Origin of the sequence: Kineococcus siccus (assembly GCF_009906795.1) — a bacterium.
Lineage (GTDB): Bacteria > Actinomycetota > Actinomycetes > Actinomycetales > Kineococcaceae > Kineococcus > Kineococcus siccus.
Genome location: NZ_JAAALN010000064.1, coordinates 1 through 18,326 on the forward strand (window position 1 = coordinate 1; position 18,326 = coordinate 18,326).

The 18,326-nt window shown below is 76.8% G+C and carries 14 protein-coding genes, 1 tRNA gene and 1 pseudogene; 4 read left to right on the top strand and 12 right to left on the bottom strand.

Annotated elements, in window-relative coordinates; translation table 11 throughout:
- Positions 1-55: 55 nt before the first annotated feature.
- The 7 genes from rpmE to argS all read right to left on the bottom strand — a co-directional run bounded on the left by rpmE (position 56) and on the right by argS (position 9,401).
- Complete coding sequence (gene rpmE, locus GTR02_RS09355) at positions 56-274, bottom strand: 50S ribosomal protein L31 (protein ID WP_166607219.1); 219 nt, start codon at positions 272-274, stop codon at positions 56-58.
- Between the two features lie 155 nt (positions 275-429).
- Positions 430-2,571: a transcription termination factor Rho gene (gene rho / locus GTR02_RS09360; RefSeq protein WP_166607220.1), complete on the bottom strand. Its 2,142-nt coding sequence runs from the start codon at positions 2,569-2,571 to the stop codon at positions 430-432.
- A 268-nt stretch (positions 2,572-2,839) separates the two neighbouring features.
- Complete coding sequence (thrB, locus tag GTR02_RS09365) at positions 2,840-3,793, bottom strand: homoserine kinase (protein WP_338073700.1); 954 nt, start codon at positions 3,791-3,793, stop codon at positions 2,840-2,842.
- Positions 3,794-3,799: 6 nt separating this feature from the next.
- A complete protein-coding gene (gene thrC, locus GTR02_RS09370; protein ID WP_166607221.1) occupies positions 3,800-4,891 on the bottom strand; it encodes a threonine synthase in 1,092 nt (363 codons plus the stop codon).
- A complete protein-coding gene (locus tag GTR02_RS09375; protein WP_420814713.1) occupies positions 4,891-6,222 on the bottom strand; it encodes a homoserine dehydrogenase in 1,332 nt (443 codons plus the stop codon). Before GTR02_RS09375 ends, thrC begins: the two co-directional genes overlap by 1 nt.
- A gap of 81 nt (positions 6,223-6,303) precedes the next feature.
- Complete coding sequence (gene lysA / locus GTR02_RS09380) at positions 6,304-7,710, bottom strand: diaminopimelate decarboxylase (protein ID WP_166607231.1); 1,407 nt, start codon at positions 7,708-7,710, stop codon at positions 6,304-6,306.
- Between the two features lie 26 nt (positions 7,711-7,736).
- Positions 7,737-9,401 carry an arginine--tRNA ligase gene (gene argS / locus GTR02_RS09385; protein WP_166607223.1) on the bottom strand — a complete coding sequence of 555 codons (1,665 nt, stop codon included), beginning with the start codon at positions 9,399-9,401 and terminating at the stop codon, positions 7,737-7,739.
- A gap of 110 nt (positions 9,402-9,511) precedes the next feature.
- Here argS and GTR02_RS09390 point away from each other — a divergent pair.
- Positions 9,512-9,583, top strand: a tRNA-Arg gene (locus GTR02_RS09390).
- A 36-nt stretch (positions 9,584-9,619) separates the two neighbouring features.
- Positions 9,620-10,312, top strand: coding sequence for a DUF1345 domain-containing protein (locus GTR02_RS09395; protein WP_166607224.1), 693 nt, complete (start codon positions 9,620-9,622; stop codon positions 10,310-10,312).
- Here the strand turns inward: GTR02_RS09395 and GTR02_RS09400 are convergent.
- Entirely contained in the window at positions 10,275-11,750 is a 1,476-nt protein-coding gene (locus tag GTR02_RS09400) for a phytoene desaturase family protein (RefSeq protein WP_166607225.1), read from the bottom strand. The two genes, GTR02_RS09395 and GTR02_RS09400, sit on opposite strands and share 38 nt — an antisense overlap.
- A gap of 137 nt (positions 11,751-11,887) precedes the next feature.
- Between GTR02_RS09400 and GTR02_RS09405 the strand changes: the two genes are divergently transcribed.
- Positions 11,888-12,592 (top strand): SprT-like domain-containing protein, encoded by a 705-nt coding sequence (locus tag GTR02_RS09405; protein ID WP_166607226.1) that lies wholly within the window; start codon positions 11,888-11,890, stop codon positions 12,590-12,592.
- On the opposite strand, the gene GTR02_RS09410 is transcribed toward GTR02_RS09405, so the two are convergent.
- The 3 genes from GTR02_RS09410 to GTR02_RS09420 all read right to left on the bottom strand — a co-directional run bounded on the left by GTR02_RS09410 (position 12,561) and on the right by GTR02_RS09420 (position 15,019).
- Complete coding sequence (locus tag GTR02_RS09410; protein WP_166607227.1) at positions 12,561-13,049, bottom strand: glutathione peroxidase; 489 nt, start codon at positions 13,047-13,049, stop codon at positions 12,561-12,563. The genes GTR02_RS09405 and GTR02_RS09410 overlap by 32 nt on opposite strands.
- Before the next feature lie 25 nt (positions 13,050-13,074).
- On the bottom strand, positions 13,075-13,890 hold the full coding sequence (locus GTR02_RS09415) for a class I SAM-dependent methyltransferase (protein WP_166607228.1): 816 nt from the start codon (positions 13,888-13,890) through the stop codon (positions 13,075-13,077).
- A 76-nt stretch (positions 13,891-13,966) separates the two neighbouring features.
- Positions 13,967-15,019, bottom strand: coding sequence for an FAD-dependent oxidoreductase (locus GTR02_RS09420; RefSeq protein WP_338073702.1), 1,053 nt, complete (start codon positions 15,017-15,019; stop codon positions 13,967-13,969).
- 106 nt (positions 15,020-15,125) lie between these two features.
- Here GTR02_RS09420 and GTR02_RS09425 point away from each other — a divergent pair, with 106 nt between their 5' ends.
- On the top strand, positions 15,126-15,656 hold the full coding sequence (locus GTR02_RS09425; RefSeq protein WP_338073703.1) for a phosphoribosyltransferase: 531 nt from the start codon (positions 15,126-15,128) through the stop codon (positions 15,654-15,656).
- On the opposite strand, the pseudogene hrpB reads toward GTR02_RS09425, so the two are convergent.
- A pseudogene (gene hrpB / locus GTR02_RS09430) lies at positions 15,637-18,163 on the bottom strand (ATP-dependent helicase HrpB). The gene GTR02_RS09425 and the pseudogene hrpB sit on opposite strands and share 20 nt — an antisense overlap.
- Positions 18,164-18,326 lie beyond the last annotated feature (163 nt).

The following is an 18,326-nucleotide window of genomic DNA, read 5'->3' on the forward strand; positions in this document are numbered from 1 at the left end:
GCAGAACGCCGGCCCCGCCACCCAGGTGGGTGGCCGGACCGGCGTCGGCGACGGGCTACTTGTCGGCGGTCTTCTTGCCGTAGCGCGCCTGGAAGCGGGCGACGCGGCCGCCCGTGTCCAGGATCTTCTGCTTGCCCGTGTAGAACGGGTGGCAGGCGCTGCAGACGTCGGCCTTGAGCTCGCCGTTCGTCGAGGTGCTGCGCGTCGTGAACGTCGCGCCGCAGGTGCAGGTGACCTGGGTGTCGACGTACTCCGGGTGGATTCCGGCCTTCATGGTGTGTCTCCTCGTCGCGTGGTCGGCGCCGGGTCGTCCCCGCGACGGGGACGTGAGCCGGAGCCTGCGGTCGGGGCAGTCTCCCACAGGAGCTGCTCGTGGGTCTCAACCCGGCGGCCGGCGCGGGTGTTCCCCGCGCCGGGCGCCGTGCCTCGTCAGTCCTTGTTGACCAGCGGCGTGGAGGACTGCACCTGGTGCAGGAACTCCAGGTTGTTCCTGGTCTTCTTGAGGCGGTCGAGCAGCAGCTCGATGGACGCCTGGGCGTCCAGCGCGGTGACGACGCGCCGCAGCTTCCACACCGTGGCGAGCTCCTCGCGGGACATGAGGATCTCCTCGCGCCGCGTGCCCGAGGCCGGGACGTCGACGGCCGGGAAGATGCGCTTGTCGGCCAGCTGGCGCGACAGCCGCACCTCCATGTTCCCGGTGCCCTTGAACTCCTCGAAGATGACCTCGTCGGCCTTCGAGCCCGTCTCCACGAGCGCGGAGGCGAGGATGGTCAGCGAGCCGCCGTCCTCGATGTTGCGGGCCGCGCCGAAGAAGCGCTTCGGCGGGTACAGCGCCGAGGCGTCCACACCACCGGAGAGGATCCGGCCGCTGGCCGGCGCCGAGATGTTGTAGGCGCGCGACAGGCGGGTCAGGGAGTCCAGCAGCACGACGACGTCGTTGCCGAGCTCCACGAGGCGCTTGGCCCGCTCGATGGCGAGCTCGGCGACGGCGGTGTGGTCCGACGCCGGCCGGTCGAAGGTCGAGGCGATGACCTCGCCCTTCACGGTGCGCTGCATGTCCGTGACCTCTTCGGGACGCTCGTCCACGAGCACGACCATGAGGTGGCACTCGGGGTTGTTCGTCGAGATCGCGTTGGCGATGGCCTGCATGACCATCGTCTTGCCGGCCTTCGGCGGCGCCACGATGAGCCCGCGCTGCCCCTTGCCGAGCGGCGACATCAGGTCGATGATCCGCGTCGTCATGATGTTCGGCTCGGTCTCGAGCCGCAGGCGGTCCTGCGGGTACAGCGGCGTCAGCTTGGTGAAGTCCGGACGGTTGCGCGCCTGCTCGGGCGGCGCCCCGTTGACGGTGTCGACGCGGACGAGCGCGTTGAACTTCGAGCGCTGCCCGGCCTGCTCGCCCTCGCGCGGCTGGCGCACGGCACCGGTCACGGCGTCACCGGGACGCAGGTGGTTCTTCTTCACCTGGCCGAGGGAGACGTACACGTCGCCCGCGCCGGCGAGGTAGCCGGAGGTGCGGATGAACGCGTAGTTGTCGAGCACGTCGAGGATGCCCGCGACGGGCAGCAGCACGTCGTCGTCGCTGACCTCGGGGTCGACCTCGGGAGCCCCGTCGGGACGCGTGCCGCGGCGGCCCTTGCGGTCGCGGTAGCGGTTGCGGCGGCCGCGACGGCTGCGGTCGTCACCGTCGAAGTCGTCGACCGGCCCCGTGGTGGGGGCCGCGGCGGCGCGCTCGGGCCGCTCGGCCCGGTCGGCACGCTCGGTGCGGTCGGTCCGCTCCCCGCGGTCGGGGCGCTCGCCCCGGTCGGTGCGGGCGCGGTCCTCGCGGACGTCGGGCTGGCGCTCGGGCCGGGACTCGCTGCGCGCCTCGGGGCGCTCGGCGCCGTCCTCGCGCACCGGCATGACGGGCAGCTCGACCTGCTGGTCGGGTTCGCGCACGCGCTCCCGACGGGCCCGCTCGCGGCGCGAGGGACGCTCGCCGTCGGCGCGGCCCTCCCCGCGACCGTCGGTCCGCCCCTCCGGGCGCTCGGTGCGGGGCGGGCGGCCGCCCGTGAACTCCTCGAGCGTCGGCACGAGGGTGGTCTCCTCGCGCACCGGCTCCGCGACCGGGGACGCGGCGGCCGCGAGGCCGTCCACGGCGCCGTCGGGGGCCGAGGTGGCGGGCGCCCCCGCAGGGGCGCCGGCACGGCGGGACCGGCCGCGCGGAGCGGACGCGGGCGCCTCGCTCGTGGCGGTCGGCTCGGCCGCGGGAGCGGGAGCGCTCTCCGGCGCCGGGGACTGCGGCGCGGACGCGGCCGGGGCCGCCTCCGGCTGCGCGGCCTTGGGCTGCGGCGCCCGGGTCGCGGGGGCCTCGGCGGGCGCCCCGTTGCGCTGCGGCAGGCCGGACTGGTGGTCGCGGATGGCCGCGAGCAGGTCCACCTTGCGCATGCGCCCGGTGCCGGGGATGCCGAGCTCCGCGGCGAGCGCCTGCAGCTGAGGCAGGCGCAGGGCGGAGAGGCTGCCCGCGGGGCGCGAGGCCGGCGGTGCGGCGGTCGCGCCGTCGGTGGCGGCGAGTTCGGTGGTGTTGGTCACGAAGGTCCTTCCCCCTCGTCAGCGACGGGCCGGCAGATGGAGGCACGGTCGCGATGTCTGCCCAGCGAGGGCAGGTGAACTGGATCCACGAAGCGCGCGGAGGAGCGCAGTGATGTCGTGGGGTGCACCAGTGACGGGAGGGTGTCGGTGCTCGAGATCCTCGACCGCAGTCCCGTCGGTGAGGTGCTGCTGTCGATGCTAACACCCGTGAGCAGTGACGCGGCCCGGGACGCCCGTTCGGCGCACCCCCGGCGCGTCGCCGGGGCGCTCAACCGCCTGCGGGACTCCAGCTCACCCCCGTCGCGGCGATCGGGCACGCCAGCACCCGCCACCCGTCGGCCGCGACGCGCTCGACGTCGCCGACCCGCTCCGGCGTCGTCAGCACGAGCGTGCTCGGGCCGGCGCCCGAGACGACGGCCGCCAGCCCCTCCGCGCGCAACCGCGCCAGCAGCCGGGCGGTGCGGGGCATCGCGGGTGCCCGCTGCGCCTGGTGCAGCTTCTCCACGGTGGCGTCGAGCAGCAGCGCCGGCTCCGCCGTCAGCGCGTGCACGAGCAGCCCCGCCCGCCCCGCGGTCAGCGCCGCGTCGGCGTGCGGCACCGTGGCGGGCAGCAGCGCCCGGGCCCGCGACGTCGCGAGCTCCTCCACCGGGATGCACACCACCGCCCGCACCTGCGCGTGGGCCTCGAGGCGGACGGTGCGGACGCCGGCCGGGTGGGCCGGGTCGTCGCCGCGGGTCCAGGCGATGGTGAAGCCGCCGACGACGGCCGGGGCCGCGTTGTCCGGGTGCCCCTCGTAGCGCGTGGCCTCGACCAGCAGGCGCTCGCGCACCGCCTCGTCGGTCTCCGAGACGGCACCCGCGGCCGCGAGCAGGGCGCGCGCCGCCGCGAGGCCGGCCACGATGGCCGAGGCCGACGACCCCAGCCCGCGACCGTGAGGGATCACGTTGCGGCACACCAGGCGCAGGCCCGGCGCGGCGAACCCGGCGGCCGTCAGCTCCTCCCGCAGCACCCGGACGACGAGGTGGCGCTCGTCGAGCGGGACCCGTCCGGCGCCCTCGCCCTCGACCTCCACGCGCACCCCGTGCGCGCAGACCTCGGCGCGCACCTCGTCGCGCAGCTCGAGCGCGAGGCCGAAGGCGTCGAAGCCGGGGCCGAGGTTCGCGCTGGTCGCCGGGACGCGCACGGTGGCCGCCGTGCCGGCCGGCAGCTGCGTCAGGACCACCCGGCCTCAGACCTCCAGCTGCAGGGCGCGGGCGATGGTCACGGCGTCGGGCTGCACGCGCACGGGCTGCACGGCGCGGCGGACGCCGTCGGCGCCCTCCCCGCCGAGCTCGAGCGCCCACTGCGGGTCCTTCAGGCCGTGGCCCGTGACCGTGATGACGATGCGCTGGCCCGGGTCGACCTCGCCCGCGGCCGCGGCCGCGATGAGCCCGGCCGCCCCGGCGGCGGACGCGGGCTCGACGAAGACGCCCTCCTTCGCGGAGAGCCAGCGGTGCGCCGCGAGGATCTCCTCGTCCGTGACCGCGTCGATGCGCCCGCCGGACTCGTCGCGCGCGGTGGTCGCCCCGGTCCAGGACGCGGGCCGGCCGATGCGGATGGCCGTCGCGATCGTCTCGGGCTCGTCGACGGGGTGGCCCTTGACCAGCGGCGAGGCCCCGGCGGCCTGGAAGCCCCACATGCGCGGACGGTGCGCGGCGGTGCCGTCGGCCGCGTACTCGCAGTAGCCCTTCCAGTAGGCCGTGATGTTGCCCGCGTTGCCGACGGGCAGGCAGTGGACGTCCGGGGCGTCGCCCAGGACGTCGACGACCTCGAAGGCGCCGGTCTTCTGGCCCTCGATGCGGAACGGGTTGACGGAGTTCACGAGCTCGACGGGGTACGCCTCGGCGAGCTTGCGCGCCTGGGTCAGGCAGTCGTCGAAGTTGCCGTCGACCTGCAGCAGCGTCGCGCCGTGCGCGACGGCCTGGCTGAGCTTGCCCATCGCGATCTTGCCGTCCGGGACGAGGACGGCGCAGCGGATGCCCGCCGCCGTCGCGTAGGCCGCCGCCGACGCCGACGTGTTGCCCGTGGAGGCGCAGATGACGACCTCCGCCCCGGCCTCCTTGGCCTTCGACATGGCCATCGTCATGCCGCGGTCCTTGAAGGACGCGGTCGGGTTGCAGCCGTCGACCTTGAGGTAGACGTCGCAGCCCGTGAGCTCCGACAGGTGCGGGGCCCGCACGAGCGGCGTCCCGCCCTCCCCCAGGGTCACCACCGGGGTGGCCGCCGTCACCGGCAGCCGGTCGCGGTACTCCTCGATCAGGCCTCGCCACACGTGCGCCATCAGGCGTCCGCTCCCCCGTCCCGGCTCTCGTTGCCCTCCACGCGCAGCACGCCCGCGACCGAGTCGACGATGTCGAGGCCCTCGAGCTCGTCGACCGTGGCGGACAGCGCCGCGTCGGGCGCGGTGTGCGTGACCACGACGAGGACCGCGCGCCCCGCGTCGTCCTGGCGCTGCTGCACGGCCTCGATGGACACGCCGTGGCCGGCGAACACCCCCGCGACCTGGGCGAGGACGCCGGGCTTGTCCGCCACGTCGAGGCGGACGTGGTAGCGCGTGACGGTGTCGTCCATGGGCAGCACGGGGAGCTCCGCGTAGGCCGACTCCCCCGGCCCGCGACCGCCCAGGAGGCGGTGCCGCGCGACGGCGACGGCGTCGCCGAGCACGGCGCTGGCCGTGGGCAGGCCGCCGGCGCCCGGGCCGTAGAACATGAGCTGCCCCGCGGCCTCGGCCTCGACGTAGACCGCGTTGTAGGCGCCGCGGACCCCGGCCAGCGGGTGGCCCAGCGGCAGCATGGCGGGGTGCACGCGCACCGAGACGGCCTCGGTGGGCCGCCCCTCGGCGTCGGTGCCGCTCACCCGCTCGCAGATCGCCAGCAGCTTCACGACGCAGCCCTGCAGCTGCGCGGCGCGCACGTCGGCCGCCGTGACGTCGGTGATGCCCTCGCGGTGCACGTCGTCGAGGCTGACGCGCGTGTGGAAGGCGAGCGAGGCGAGGATGGCGGCCTTCGCGGCCGCGTCGAAGCCCTCGACGTCGGCGGTCGGGTCGGCCTCGGCGTAGCCCAGCGACTGCGCCTGCTCGACGGCCTCCGCGAAGCCCATGCCCGAGCGGTCCATCTTGTCGAGCACGTAGTTGGTGGTGCCGTTGACGATGCCCAGCACGCGGGTCACGCGGTCGCCCGCGAGCGACTCCCGCAGCGGGCGCAGCAGCGGGATCGCGCCCGCGACGGACGCCTCGTAGTACAGGTCGACGCTGTTCTTGGCCGCGGCCTCGTACAGGGTCGGACCGTCGGCCGCGAGCAGCGCCTTGTTGGCGGTCACGACACCCGCGCCGTGCTCCATCGCGCGCAGGACCAGCCCGCGCGCGGGCTCGATGCCGCCGATGACCTCGATGACGACGTCGGCGCGCGTGACGAGGTCCTCCGCGTCGGTCGTGAACAGCGACGGGTCCAGCCCGAGCCCGCGGTCGCGGCCGAGGCGGCGCACCGCGATCCCCACGAGCTCCAGCGGCGCGCCCACGCGCGCGGCCAGCTCGTCGGCCTGGCTCGTCAGCAGCCGGGCCACCTCGGTGCCGACCACCCCGCACCCGAGCAGTGCGACCCTCACCGGCTCCACCTGGCCTGTCCTCTCGTCCACCTGCTGGTCCCGTCCACCCTCTCACCCGCGCGCGGGCCCACCCGACCGCGTCGGCCGGCGTCAGCCCGCGTCGAGGGCGAGCAGGTCCTCCGGCGTCTCGCGGCGCACCAGCACGCGCGACGCGCCGTCGCGCACCGAGACGACCCCGGGCCGCGGCAGCTGGTTGTAGTTGCTGGCCATGCTGCGGCAGTAGGCGCCCGTGCCCGGGACCGCGAGCAGGTCGCCCGCGCCGGCGTCCGCGGGGAGGAACTCGTCCTTGACCACGACGTCACCGCTCTCGCAGTGCTTGCCGACGACGCGGCTCAGCACGCCGGGGGCGGCGGAGGCGCGCGAGGCGACGGTGGCGGAGTAGTCCGCGTCGTACAGCGCGGTCCGGATGTTGTCGCTCATGCCGCCGTCGACCGAGACGTAGCGCCGGTGCGCCCCGCCGTCGAGCGCGACGTCCTTCGTCGTGCCGACCTCGTAGAGCGTGAAGGTGCTGGGCCCCGAGATCGAGCGGCCGGGCTCGACCGAGACCTTCGGCACGGCGATGCCCTGCGACAGGCACTCGCGCGCGACGATCTCCGCGAGGCGCCCGGCGATCTCGGCCGGGCCCAGCGGCTGGTGCTCGGAGGTGTAGGCCATGCCGAACCCGCCGCCGAGGTCGATCTCGGGCAGTTCCACGCCGTGCTCGCGCTGCACGCCGTGGTGCAGGCCGAGCAGCCGCCGCGCGGAGACCTCGAAGGCGCCCATGTCGAAGATCTGCGAGCCGATGTGGCTGTGCAGGCCCCGCAGCGCGAGCTCCGGGCGGGCCACGACGCGGGCCACGGCCAGCTCCGCCTGCCCGCCGGCGAGCGAGAGGCCGAACTTCTGGTCCTCGTGCGCGGTGGCGATGTAGGAGTGCGTGTGGGCCTCGACGCCGACCGTGACGCGCAGCATGACCGGCGCCACGACGCCCAGGTCGCGCGCCACGTCCGCCACGACGTCGACCTCCTCCAGGGAGTCCACGACGAGCCGGCCGATCCCGGCCTGCAGCGCACCGCGGATCTCGGCCCGGCTCTTGTTGTTGCCGTGCAGCGCGATCCAGTCGGGCCGCACGCCACCGCGCAGGCCGAGCGCGAGCTCGCCGCCGCTGCAGGTGTCCAGGTGCAGACCGTCCTCGGCGAGCCAGCGCGCGACGCCCGTGGCGAGGAACGACTTGCCCGCGTAGTAGACGTCGGCGCCGCCGCACAGGTCGGCGAACGCGTCGGCGAAGGCGTCGCGGAAGGCGACCGCGCGGGCGCGGAAGTCCTCCTCGTCGAGCACGAACAGCGGCGTGCCGTGCGTCGCCGCGAGGTCGCCGGCGCGGACGCCGCCGACGGTGAGGACGCCGTCGGCGTCGCGCCGCACGGTCCGCGACCACAGCTGCGGCAGCAGCTCGTTGACGTCGGCGGGCGCCTGCAGCCAGGACGGGACGATGGCGGTCACCCCGGCCCCCGGGGCGTGCATCGAGCCGGCCTCGTGGGTGCGCGCCACTACATCCGCTCCGGGGCGCTCACGCCGAGCAGCTGCAGCCCGTTGGCGAGCACCTGCCGGGTGGCGTCGTTGACCCACAGGCGGGTGCGGTGCACGTCGGTGACGTCCTCGTCGGAGCGCGGGGTGATCCGGCAGGCGTCGTAGAACTTGTGGTACTTCCCCGCCAGCTCCTCGAGGTAGCGCGCGACGCGGTGCGGTTCGCGGAGCTCCGCGGCCCGCGCGACGACGGCGGGGAACTCGGCCAGCGCCGCCAGCAGCAGCGACTCGGTCTCCGCCACGAGCAGCGACGGGTCGAAGGCGTCCTCGCGGCGCACGCCCGCGGCGGCCGCGTTCACGCCGACGTTGACCGTCCGGGCGTGCGCGTACTGCACGTAGAAGACGGGGTTGTCGTTGCTGCGCCTGACGAGCAGGTCGACGTCGATGTCGATGGAGGTGTCCGCCGACGACCGCACCAGGGAGTAGCGGGCGGCGTCGACGCCCACCATCTCGACGAGGTCCTCCATGGTCACGACGTTGCCGAACCGCTTGCTCATCCGGACAGGGACGCCGTCCTTGAGCAGGCGAACCATCTGCCCGATGAGGATCTCGAGGTTCTTCCCCGGCACGTCGCCGAAGGCCGCGCACATCGCCATCATCCGGGCCACGTAGCCGTGGTGGTCGGCGCCCAGCATGATGATCGCCCGGTCGAAGCCGCGCTCGCGCTTGTCGAGGTAGTAGGCCAGGTCGCCCGAGATGTAGGCGGCCTGGCCGTCGCTCTTCACCACGACGCGGTCCTTGTCGTCGCCGAAGGCGCTGGTGCGCAACCAGGTGGCGCCGTCCGCCTCGTAGACGTTGCCGAGCTCGCGCAACCGCGCGAGGGCCCGGTCGACCGCGCCCGAGGCGTGGAGGGAGTCCTCGTGGAAGTAGACGTCGAAGTGCACGCCGAACTCGGCGAGGCTCTCGCGGATCTCGGCGAACATCAGCTCGACGCCCTCGCGGCGGAACGTCTCCTGCTGCACCTCGCGGGGTTCCTCGAGCAGCCCGGGCACCTTGGCGATCACCTGGCCCGCGATCTCGGAGACGTAGTCGCCCCCGTAGCCGTCCTCGGGGGCGGGCTCGTCGTGGGCGCGGGCCAGCAGCGACCGCGCGAACCGGTCGATCTGCGCGCCGTGGTCGTTGAAGTAGTACTCGCGCGTGACCTCGGCGCCCGCGGCCTCCAGGACGCGCGCGAGGGAGTCGCCGACGGCGGCCCAGCGGGTCCCGCCCAGGTGGATGGGGCCCGTGGGGTTGGCGGAGACGAACTCCAGGTCGATCCGCTCTCCCGCGATGGCGGTGCCGCGCCCGTAGGCGGCGCCCGCCTCGACGACGTCGCGCGCCAGGCCGCCGGCCGCGGCGGCGTCGAGCGTGACGTTGAGGAAGCCGGGCCCGGCGATGTCGACCGCGGCGATGCCGGGGACCTGCGCGAGCCGCTGCGCCAGGACGGTCGCGACCTCGCGCGGGGGCCGGCCGGCCTTCTTCGCCAGCTGCAGCGCGACGCTCGTGGCCCAGTCCCCGTGGTCGCGGTTCTTCGGGCGCTCCACGCGGACCTCGGCCGGCACGTCGGCGGGGTCGACGGTCAGCTCACCGGCCGCAGCGGCGGCGGTCAGGGCGTCCGTCAGGGCGCGGGACAGCTCGGCGGGGGTCACGAGCCACGAGCTTACCGGCGCGCGCCCCTCCTCCCCCGCGCCCGGGCGCGGCCGCACCCCGGGGCGGTCGAGGGGCACCGGATCGCGCTGGTACGGTGGAGCAGTCCCGAGCCCCCGTAGCTCAGGGGATAGAGCATCGCCCTCCGGAGGCGTGTGCGCAGGTTCGAATCCTGCCGGGGGCACCTCTCCTCCCCGCTCGACGGCCCTAGGCTCGCGACGTGGCGAGCACACCGAGCAGCACCAGCCGAGTCAGGTCCGCCCTGCGCACCGAGGCGGGGCGCTACTACGGCGCCTTCGCGGTGGCGCTCCCGCTGGCGCTCGTGGCGACCGTCGGGCTGCAGGTGGCGGTCGAGCTGAGCCTGCCGGTCGTGCTGGCCCTCACGCTGATCATCGTCTACGCCTTGGCGCTGCTCACCTACGTCGTGCTGACCCTCGTCGCCTTCGGCACGGACCTCCCCGGGGCGGCCGCTGCGGATCCCCCGACGCCCGCGACGCGCTGGTACCGCGCGGGTCTGCAGCCCGGAGCAACGATGGCCGCGAGCTACGCCGTCATCGCCATGGCCGCCGCGGTCTGGCTCGCCCTCTCGCGCGGCAGCGACGTCGGACTGCCCGCCTCGGGCGTCATGACGGCGCTGCTGGTGCTGGCGGCCTGGGCCACGATGGTCGTGACCTACGCCGCGGACTACGCGCGGCGGCAGGCGGTCTCGCCGGGCCTGGACTTCCCGGGCGAGCAGCCCGCGGGCTTCGCCGACTACCTCTACTTCTCCGCCGCCGTGTCGACGACCTTCGGCACCACGGACGTCACGGTCATGACGCGGGCGCTGCGTCGCGTCGTCCTCGGGCACTCGCTCGTGGCCTTCGTCGTCAACACCGTCATCGTCGGGCTGCTGGTGTCGACGCTGCTGGCGTGAGCCCGTCGGCCCCCACCCGGATCCCGAAGCGCTGCCGCAGCGCGCGCCGGGCCGCGTGCACGCCCGACATGCCGTGCACGCCCGCGCCCGGGGAGGTCGCCGCGGAGCAGAGGTACACCCCGGGCAGCGGGGTCCGGTAGGGGTCCCAGCGCGGGACGGGCCGGAACAGCAGCTGCCAGGGCGTCACGGCACCGGCGGCGATGTCGCCGCCGACCTGGTTGGGGTTCTCCGCCGCGAGGTCGACCGCGCGGCGCACGGTGCGGGCCAGGACGAGGTCGGAGAAGCCGGGCGCGAACCGCTCGAGCTGGGCCTGCACGACGTCTCCCACGTCGACGGTCGAGCCCAGCGGCACGTGGGCGTACGTCCAGAGCGTCTGGGCCCCGGCGGGGGCGCGGTCGGGGTCGACGATCCCGGGCTGCGCCACGAGCACGTAGGGGCGCTCGGCGTGGCGGCCGTGGGCCACGGCGTCCTCGGCGGCGGCGATCTGCGCCCGGCTGCCCCCCACGTGGACGGTGCCCGCGCCCGCCAGGCCCGGGGCGGTCCACGGCACGGGGCCCGAGAGCGCGAAGTGCACGGGCGCGGCCGCCGAGACGTGACGGTAGCGGCGCAGCCAGGCCGCGTAGCCGGCCGGCAGGGCGTCGCCCGCGAGCGCCAGCAGGCCGCGGGGCACGACGTCGAGCAGCACGGCCCGGGCGCGGGGCAGGTCGCGCAGCGAGCGGACGTCGGAGGAGGTCAGGACCCGGCCGCCGAGCTCGCGGACCTCGGCGACCAGCGCGTCGGTGATCGACTGCGAGCCCCCGCGCGGGACGGGCCAGCCGACGGCGTGGGCGAGCGTCGCGAGCATCAGCCCGGCCCCCGCGGGGCCGATGGCGCGGGGCGGGGCGATGGCGTGGGCCGCCACGCCCGTGAACAGCGCCGGGGCCTCCTCGCCCCGGAAGCGCGCGCCCCAGGCGGGCGACGCCTGCTCGAGCACGGCCAGGCCGAGGCGCAGCGTGGCCGTCAGGTCGCTCGGCACGCTCCGCCAGTCCGACAGCGCCACGCCGACGACGTCGCGCCAGCGCTCGACCAGGGGCAGGAACAGGCGGCGCCAGGCCTCGCCGTCGCGGCCGAGCCCGTCCGCCGTGGCGTCCAGGTCGCGCAGCGCGAGCGCGGCGCGGCCCCCGTCCAGCGGGTGGCCGTAGGCGACGGCGGGCTGCAGCAGGTCGACGCCGTGCGCGGGCAGGTCGAAGGCCGCCAGGAACGGCGACGCCAGCGCCAGGGGGTGCACCGCGGAGCCGGTGTCGTGCCGGAACCCCGGCAGGGTCACCTCCCGGGTGCGGGCCCCGCCGCCCGCGGTCTCGGCCTGCTCGTGGACCTCGACCTCGAGCCCGGCGCGGGCCAGCACGACCGCGGCGGCCAGGCCGTTCGGTCCGGACCCCACGACGACGGCATCGACCATGGCCCGAGCCTCGCACGGCGCTCCGGCCCGCGCGCCGGAGGCCGGGACGGCACCGTCCGCCCAGCTGTCGGGGGCGGGTGGTGGGATGCCCTGGCCGGGACGTCCGGCGGGGTGGTGGAGTGCGGGAGCGTGCAGGGGTGGACGTCGGGGCGGCCGTGGCGATGGCCGAGGGGGTGCTCGCGCAGCACGGGCTGCGGGGCTGGACCGTCGTGCTGGACCGCGCGAAGAAGCGCGCGGGCGTCTGCCGCTTCGACCGGCGCCAGATCGGGCTGAGCCGGGAGCTGACCGCGCTGCACTCCGAGGCCGAGGTCCGCGAGACCGTCCTGCACGAGGTCGCCCACGCGCTCACCGGGCCGGGCCACGGGCACGACGCCCGGTGGCGGGCCACGGCCCGGCGCATCGGCGGCACGGGCGAGCGGCTGGTGGCGGTCACGGCGCCGCGGGCGCCGGCGCCCTGGGTGGGCACCTGCCCCCGCGGGCACACGAGCGAGCGGCACCGGCGTCCCCAGCGGGTCACGGCGTGCGGCGTGTGCGGACCCGCCTTCGACGTCGCGCACGTGCTGACGTGGCGCCACCACGGCCGCCCGGCCGACCTGGGCGAGGCCTACGCCGCCGAGCTCGCCCGGCTGCGCGACCCGGCGCCGGCGGCCGGCCCGCGCCTGCCGGTCGGCACGCTCGTGCGCGTGCGCGGCGCGGGGCGCTTCGCCGGCACCGCGGGGCGCATCGTCAAGCGGGGCCGCACGAAGTACCACGTGGCGACGGCGCGGGGTCTGCTCGCGGCCCCGTTCGCCCTCGTCGAGGCGGAGCCCGTCAGCGCGGCAGCTGCGCCTCGAGGGCGCTGACGAGCTCGGGCGACTCGGGCTCGGTGCGCGAGCGGAACCGCGCGACGACGTCCCCGGCCGGGGAGACGAGGAACTTCTCGAAGTTCCACGCCACGTCGCCGGCCGCGCCCTCGGCGTCCGCCTGCTCGGTGAGCCGGGCGAACAGCGGGCTGCGGCCGTCGCCGTTCACCTCGGACTTCTCCGTCATGGGGAACGTCGTGCCCCAGGTGGCGGAGCAGAACTCGGCGATCTCCTCGGCCGAGCCCGGCTCCTGGCCCTTGAACTGGTTGCAGGGCACGCCGAGGACCGTGAAGCCGCGGTCGGCGTAGCGCTGCTGCAGCGCCTGCAGCCCCTCGTACTGCCGGGTGAAGCCGCAGCGCGAGGCGACGTTGACGACGAGCACGGCCTTGCCCTGCAGCGCAGCGGGATCGAGGGTACCGCCGGTGAGCGCGGGCAGGGGGGCGTCGAAGAGGGTCATGCCCGGACGCTACCCGGGCCGTTCCTCAGGCCCGGCAGAGCACCTCGCCGTGGGTGATGGCCATCCAGCCGTCCGGGTGCGCCGTCCACTCCCGCCACGCCCTGACCATCGCGCGGACGCCCTCCTCGTCGGCTGCACCGGCCGCGAGCAGGCGCCGCGTCAGGCCGGAGGCCCCCGTGCGCTCGGCCCACGTGCCACCCCACCAGGCCCGGTCCTCGGGCGTCCCGAACGACCACACCGACGCCGACGCCGTGACGTCGCCGAACCCGGCCTCGCGGGCCCAGCCCGTCAGGCGGGCCCCGGCGTCCGGGTCGCCGCCCGCGGCGCGGGCCGTGCGGCGGTAGGCCTCGCGCCAGGCGTGCAGCCCGGGCAGGTCGGGCCAGGCGTGGATGCTCGCGTAGACCGCGTCGCGCACGGCCACGATGCCGCCGGGACGCGTCACGCGGCGCGCCTCGCGGAGAGCGCCCACCGGGTCGGGCAGGTGCTGCAGCACCTGGTGGGCGTGCACGACGTCGAACTCCCCGTCGGCGAAGGGCAGCGCGAGGGCGTCGGCGACGACGAGCTCGACCGCGACCCCGCGCTCGTCCGCGGCGGCCCGGGCCGTGGCCAGGACCTCTGCCGACACGTCGACCCCGACGACCCGGCCGGGCGCCACGCGCGCCGCGAGGTCGGCCGTGATGCTGCCGACGCCGCAGCCCAGGTCGAGGACCGTGGTCCCGGGGGCCAGGTGCGGCAGCAGGTGGGGCGCGGAGTTCGCGACGGTGCGGCGGCCGTGCGAGGCGCGCACCGCGGGGGCGTAGCCGTGCACGTAGCCGGCCTCGGGAGCGGGGTTCGGGGGCATGCCGCGATGGTGACCGGGCGCGGCCACGCCGTCCACGATGCGGGACCGCCGTCTCACTTGGTGGGACGGCGAGCGGTCAGCGCCCGGCGAGCACCTCGCGGACCGCCTGCCGCGCAGCGCGACTCGCGCCGATCGTGCTCGCCGAGGGGCCGTAGCCGACGAGGTGCAGCCGCGGTTCCCGCACGACCAGCGAACCCTCGACGCGGATGCCGCCGCCGGGTTCGCGCAGCCCCAGCGGCCGCAGGTGGTCCAGGGCGGGCCGGAACCCCGTCGACCAGAGGACCGCGTCGGCGGGCTGCGTCGAGCCGTCCGCCCACTGGACCCCGTCGGGCACGAGGCGCGCGAACATCGGGTGGCGCTTGAGGACGCCGGCCTCGCGCAGGGCCGCGACCGCGGGGGTCAGGGGCAGCCCGGTGACCGAGACCACGCTGCCGGGGGGCAGGCCCGCGGCCACGCGCTGCTCGACGAGCGCCACGGCGGCGCGGCGCTGCTCCTCGCCGAAGTCGTCCTCGCGGAACTCCGGCTCGCGGCGCGTGACCCACGTCGTCGCCGCGACCTGCGAGAGCTCCCCCAGCAGCTGGACGGCCGAGATCCCCCCGCCGACCACCACGACGTGCTGGCCCGTGAACTCCTCGGGCCCGTCGTAGTCGGCCGTGTGCAGCTGACGGCCGCGGAAGGCGTCCTGCCCCGGGTAGCGCGGCCAGAACGGCCGCGTCCAGGTGCCCGTGGCGTTGAGGACGGCCCGCGCCGCGAAGGTGCCCGCCGCCGAGTCGACGAGCAGCCGGCCCCCCGCGCGGCGCACGGCCGTGACGGCGACGGGCCGGCGCACGGGCCGGCCCAGGCGCTCCTCGTAGGCGGCGAAGTAGGCGGGGACGACGTCGGCGGCCCGGGCCTGCGGGTCGACCTCGCCCAGCGGGAAGCCGGGCAGGTCGTGGACGCCGTTGACGTCGGCCATCCGCAGGGTCCGCCACCGGTGCGACCAGGCCCCGCCCGGCGCGGTCCCCGCGTCCAGCACGACGAACCCCCGGTCGGGGGCCAGCCCGCCGCGCTCGAGGAAGTGCGCGCTGGACAGGCCCGCCTGCCCCGCGCCGATGACGACGACGTCGACGGTCGTCAGCGCGGGGCTCACCCGCACCACCGGCCGCACGCACGAGACGTCACAGTCAGTGAGCGTAGGTCGTCAGGGGCGGTCCGCGCGCGCCGGTGGCGGACCCGGCGCCCGGTACGGTCCTCGCGTGAGCCACGACGCAACGGACCGCGAGGTCCTCAGCTGGTCGCTGTTCGGCACCGCGGTGCGGGAGCTGGCCACCCGCATCGCCGCGGACGGCTACCGCCCGGAGGTGCTGCTGGGCATCGCGCGGGGCGGTCTGCCGCTGGTCGCCGGCCTGGCCTACGCGCTCGACGTGAAGACCACCGCGACGATCAACGTCGAGTTCTACACCGGGGTCGACAGCCGGCTGCCCGAGCCGGTGGTGCTCCCGCCGTCGGTGGACCTGGCCGACCTCGCGGGGCGGCGCGTGCTCGTCGTCGACGACGTCGCCGACACGGGGCGCACGCTCGCGGTCGTCGTGGCGCTGGTGCGCGCGACGGGTGCGGAGACCCGCACGGCCGTCGTGTACGAGAAGCCGAGCACGCGGGTCGACCCCGAGTACGCGTGGCGCAGCACCGACCGCTGGATCGACTTCCCGTGGTCGGCCGAAGGGCCCGTGCCCGGCCTGGCCGACCTGCCCGCCGGGGACGCCCCGCTCACGGACGCCCCCGCGTAGCGCGCGGCTGCAGCCGGGCCGTCGGCACCGCACCCAGCGGGTCCTCGGGCCACGGGTGCCGCGGGTAGCGGCCGCGCAGCTCCCGCCGGACCTGCGGGTAGACGGTGCGCCAGAACGACTCCAGGTCGGCGGTGACGGCCAGCGGCCGCCCCGCGGGGGACAGCAGGTGCACGACGACGCGCACGCGGCCGTCGGCGACGCGGGGACCGGCGCGCCAGCCGAAGGCCTCCTGCAGCTTCAGCGCGAGCACGGGGGCGGCCGGGTCGGCGTAGTCGAGGCGGACCCGCCGTCCCGACGGCACCTCGAGCTGCTCGGGCGCGAGCTCCGGCAGGCGCCCGGCGACCTCCCACGGCAGCAGCCGCCGCAGGGCCGCCACGACGTCCACGCGCGCGAGGTCGCGGCGGCTCCTCGCGGCCGCGAGGTCGGGGCCGAGCCAGGTCGGGAGCGCGGCGAGCAGCGCGGCGTCGGAGAGGTCCGGCCACGGCGGGCCCAGGGCGAGCCGGCAGCACTCGACCCGGGCCCGCAGCGACTGCGCCGCGGGCGGGACGGTGAGCAGCCCCAGCCCCTCGCGGCGCACGCCGTCGGCGAGCGCGGCCTGCACCGCAGCCACGGGCGGGTGCGGCAGCGGACGCTCGCCGAGCACCAGGGCCCCGAGGCGCTCGACGCGGCGGGCCCGGACGTCGCCGTCGCGCCACGACACCTCGTCGACGACCGCCAGGTCAGCGGCGGCGACGTCGCGCGCGAGCTCCTCGGTGACCGCGACGGCCGAGCGGACGCGCGCCGACGCCTGCCCGGGGGCCCGGGAGGCGACCGCGACGGCCAGCCAGCCGGCGCCCTGCAGCGCGGAGGCGGGGGCGAGCTCGAGGCCGGTGCCCCCGACGCTCGCGTAGGCGTCGCCACCGCGGCGGCGCGCGAGCCGCTCGGGGTGGGCCAGGGCCACGACCTCCCCGGCCGCCACGTCGTCCGGGAGCGCGGGACGGCGTCCCGGCGCCCCCGAGGGCAGGGCGCCGCGCAGCCGCCGCACTTCCGCTCGCCAGCGGGCGGTGTCGCCGTCGCGCGCGTCGCGCACCCGCCGCCAGGTGGCGACGAGGTCGTCGGAGCCCGGGCGGAGGTCCTCGGACAGCAGCGCGACGACCTCGGCGGCCCGGTCGGCGCCGACGCGGGCCGCGCCGTCGAGCAGGGCCCGGGCGAGGCGCGGGTGCACGCCGACGTCGGCGACGGCGCGCCCGCGCGGGGTCACGGTGCCGTCGGCGCTCAGGGCGCCCAGGCGGCGCAGCACGTCGCGGGCCGCGGCGAGGGGGCCCGCGGGCGGGGCGTCGAGCAGCGGCAGGTCCTCCACGCGGCCCCAGCAGGCGGCGGTGAGCGCGAAGGCCGTGAGGTCACCCGTGGCGATCTCGGGGTCCGGGTGCGCGACGAGGAGGCCGTGCTCGGCGGCGGACCAGGCCCGCAGCACCGTGCCGGGGCCCTCGCGCGCGGCGCGACCGGCGCGCTGGTCGGCCGAGGCCCGCGAGACGCGGATCGTGTCCAGGCCGCCCAGGCCGCGGGCGTGGTCGGTGCGCGGGACGCGCGCGAGGCCCGCGTCGACGACGGTCCGCACGCCGGGCACCGTGAGGCTCGACTCGGCGACGGCCGTGGCGAGCACGACGCGGCGCCGGGGCCCGGGCTGCAGCGCCGCGTCCTGCGCGGCGGCGGAGCGAGCGCCGTGCAGCTCGTGCACGTCGACGTCGCCGCGCCCGCCCAGTCGCCGGGCGACCGCGGCGATCTCCCCCGCTCCCGGCAGGAACACCAGGACGTCGCCCGCGAGGGTGTCCAGGGCCCGCACCACGAGCTGCGCGACGTGGTCGAGCAGGGCGGGGTCGACGCGCAGGCCCTCGGGAGGCCGCACGGGCCGTGGCGGGGGGCACCACCGCACGTCGAGCGGGAACAGCGGTGCGGTCGCGGTGACGACGGGCGCGGGGACCCCGTCGCCCAGCAGCGCCGCGAGCCGGGGGCCGGGGGCCGTCCAGCGTCGCCGACGCGGCGACGACCCGCAGGTCCTCGCGCAGCAGGCGGCGGGCGTCCAGCACGAGGGCCGTCGCGAGGTCGGCGTCGAGGTGGCGCTCGTGGACCTCGTCCAGCACGACGGCCGCGACCCCCGGCAGCTCGGGGTCGCGCAGCAGCCGGCGCAGCAGCAGGCCGGTGGTGACGACCTCGACGCGGGTCGCGGCCCCCGTGCGCCGCTCACCGCGCACGGCGTACCCCACGCGCGCGCCGACGTCCTCCCCGAGCAGCCACGCAGCGCGGCGGGCGGCGGCCCGCACCGCGACCCGTCGCGGCTCGGCGACGAGGACGCGTCCCGCGGGCAGCGCGTCGGCCAGCGCGAGGGGCACGACCGTCGTCTTCCCGGTCCCGGGCGGGGCGTGCAGCACGGCGACGCCGCGGTCGTCGAGCGCGGACAGCAGCTCGGGCACGACCGCGCCGACGGGCAGCGAGGCGAGCAGCCGGGCCCGGGCGTCCGCGCTCAGCACCCGCCCACCCCCGCCGCGCTCACGCGGGTGCCCGCACGACCGCGGTGGGAGGCGGAGGGGTCAGCGCGAGGAGCTCGACCACGCGACGGACGAGCCGCCGGCACCGCCGGTGCGGCCTGCGCCGCCCCGGCCCCCGGCCGAGCGCGAGCGGCCCTGGCCGGAG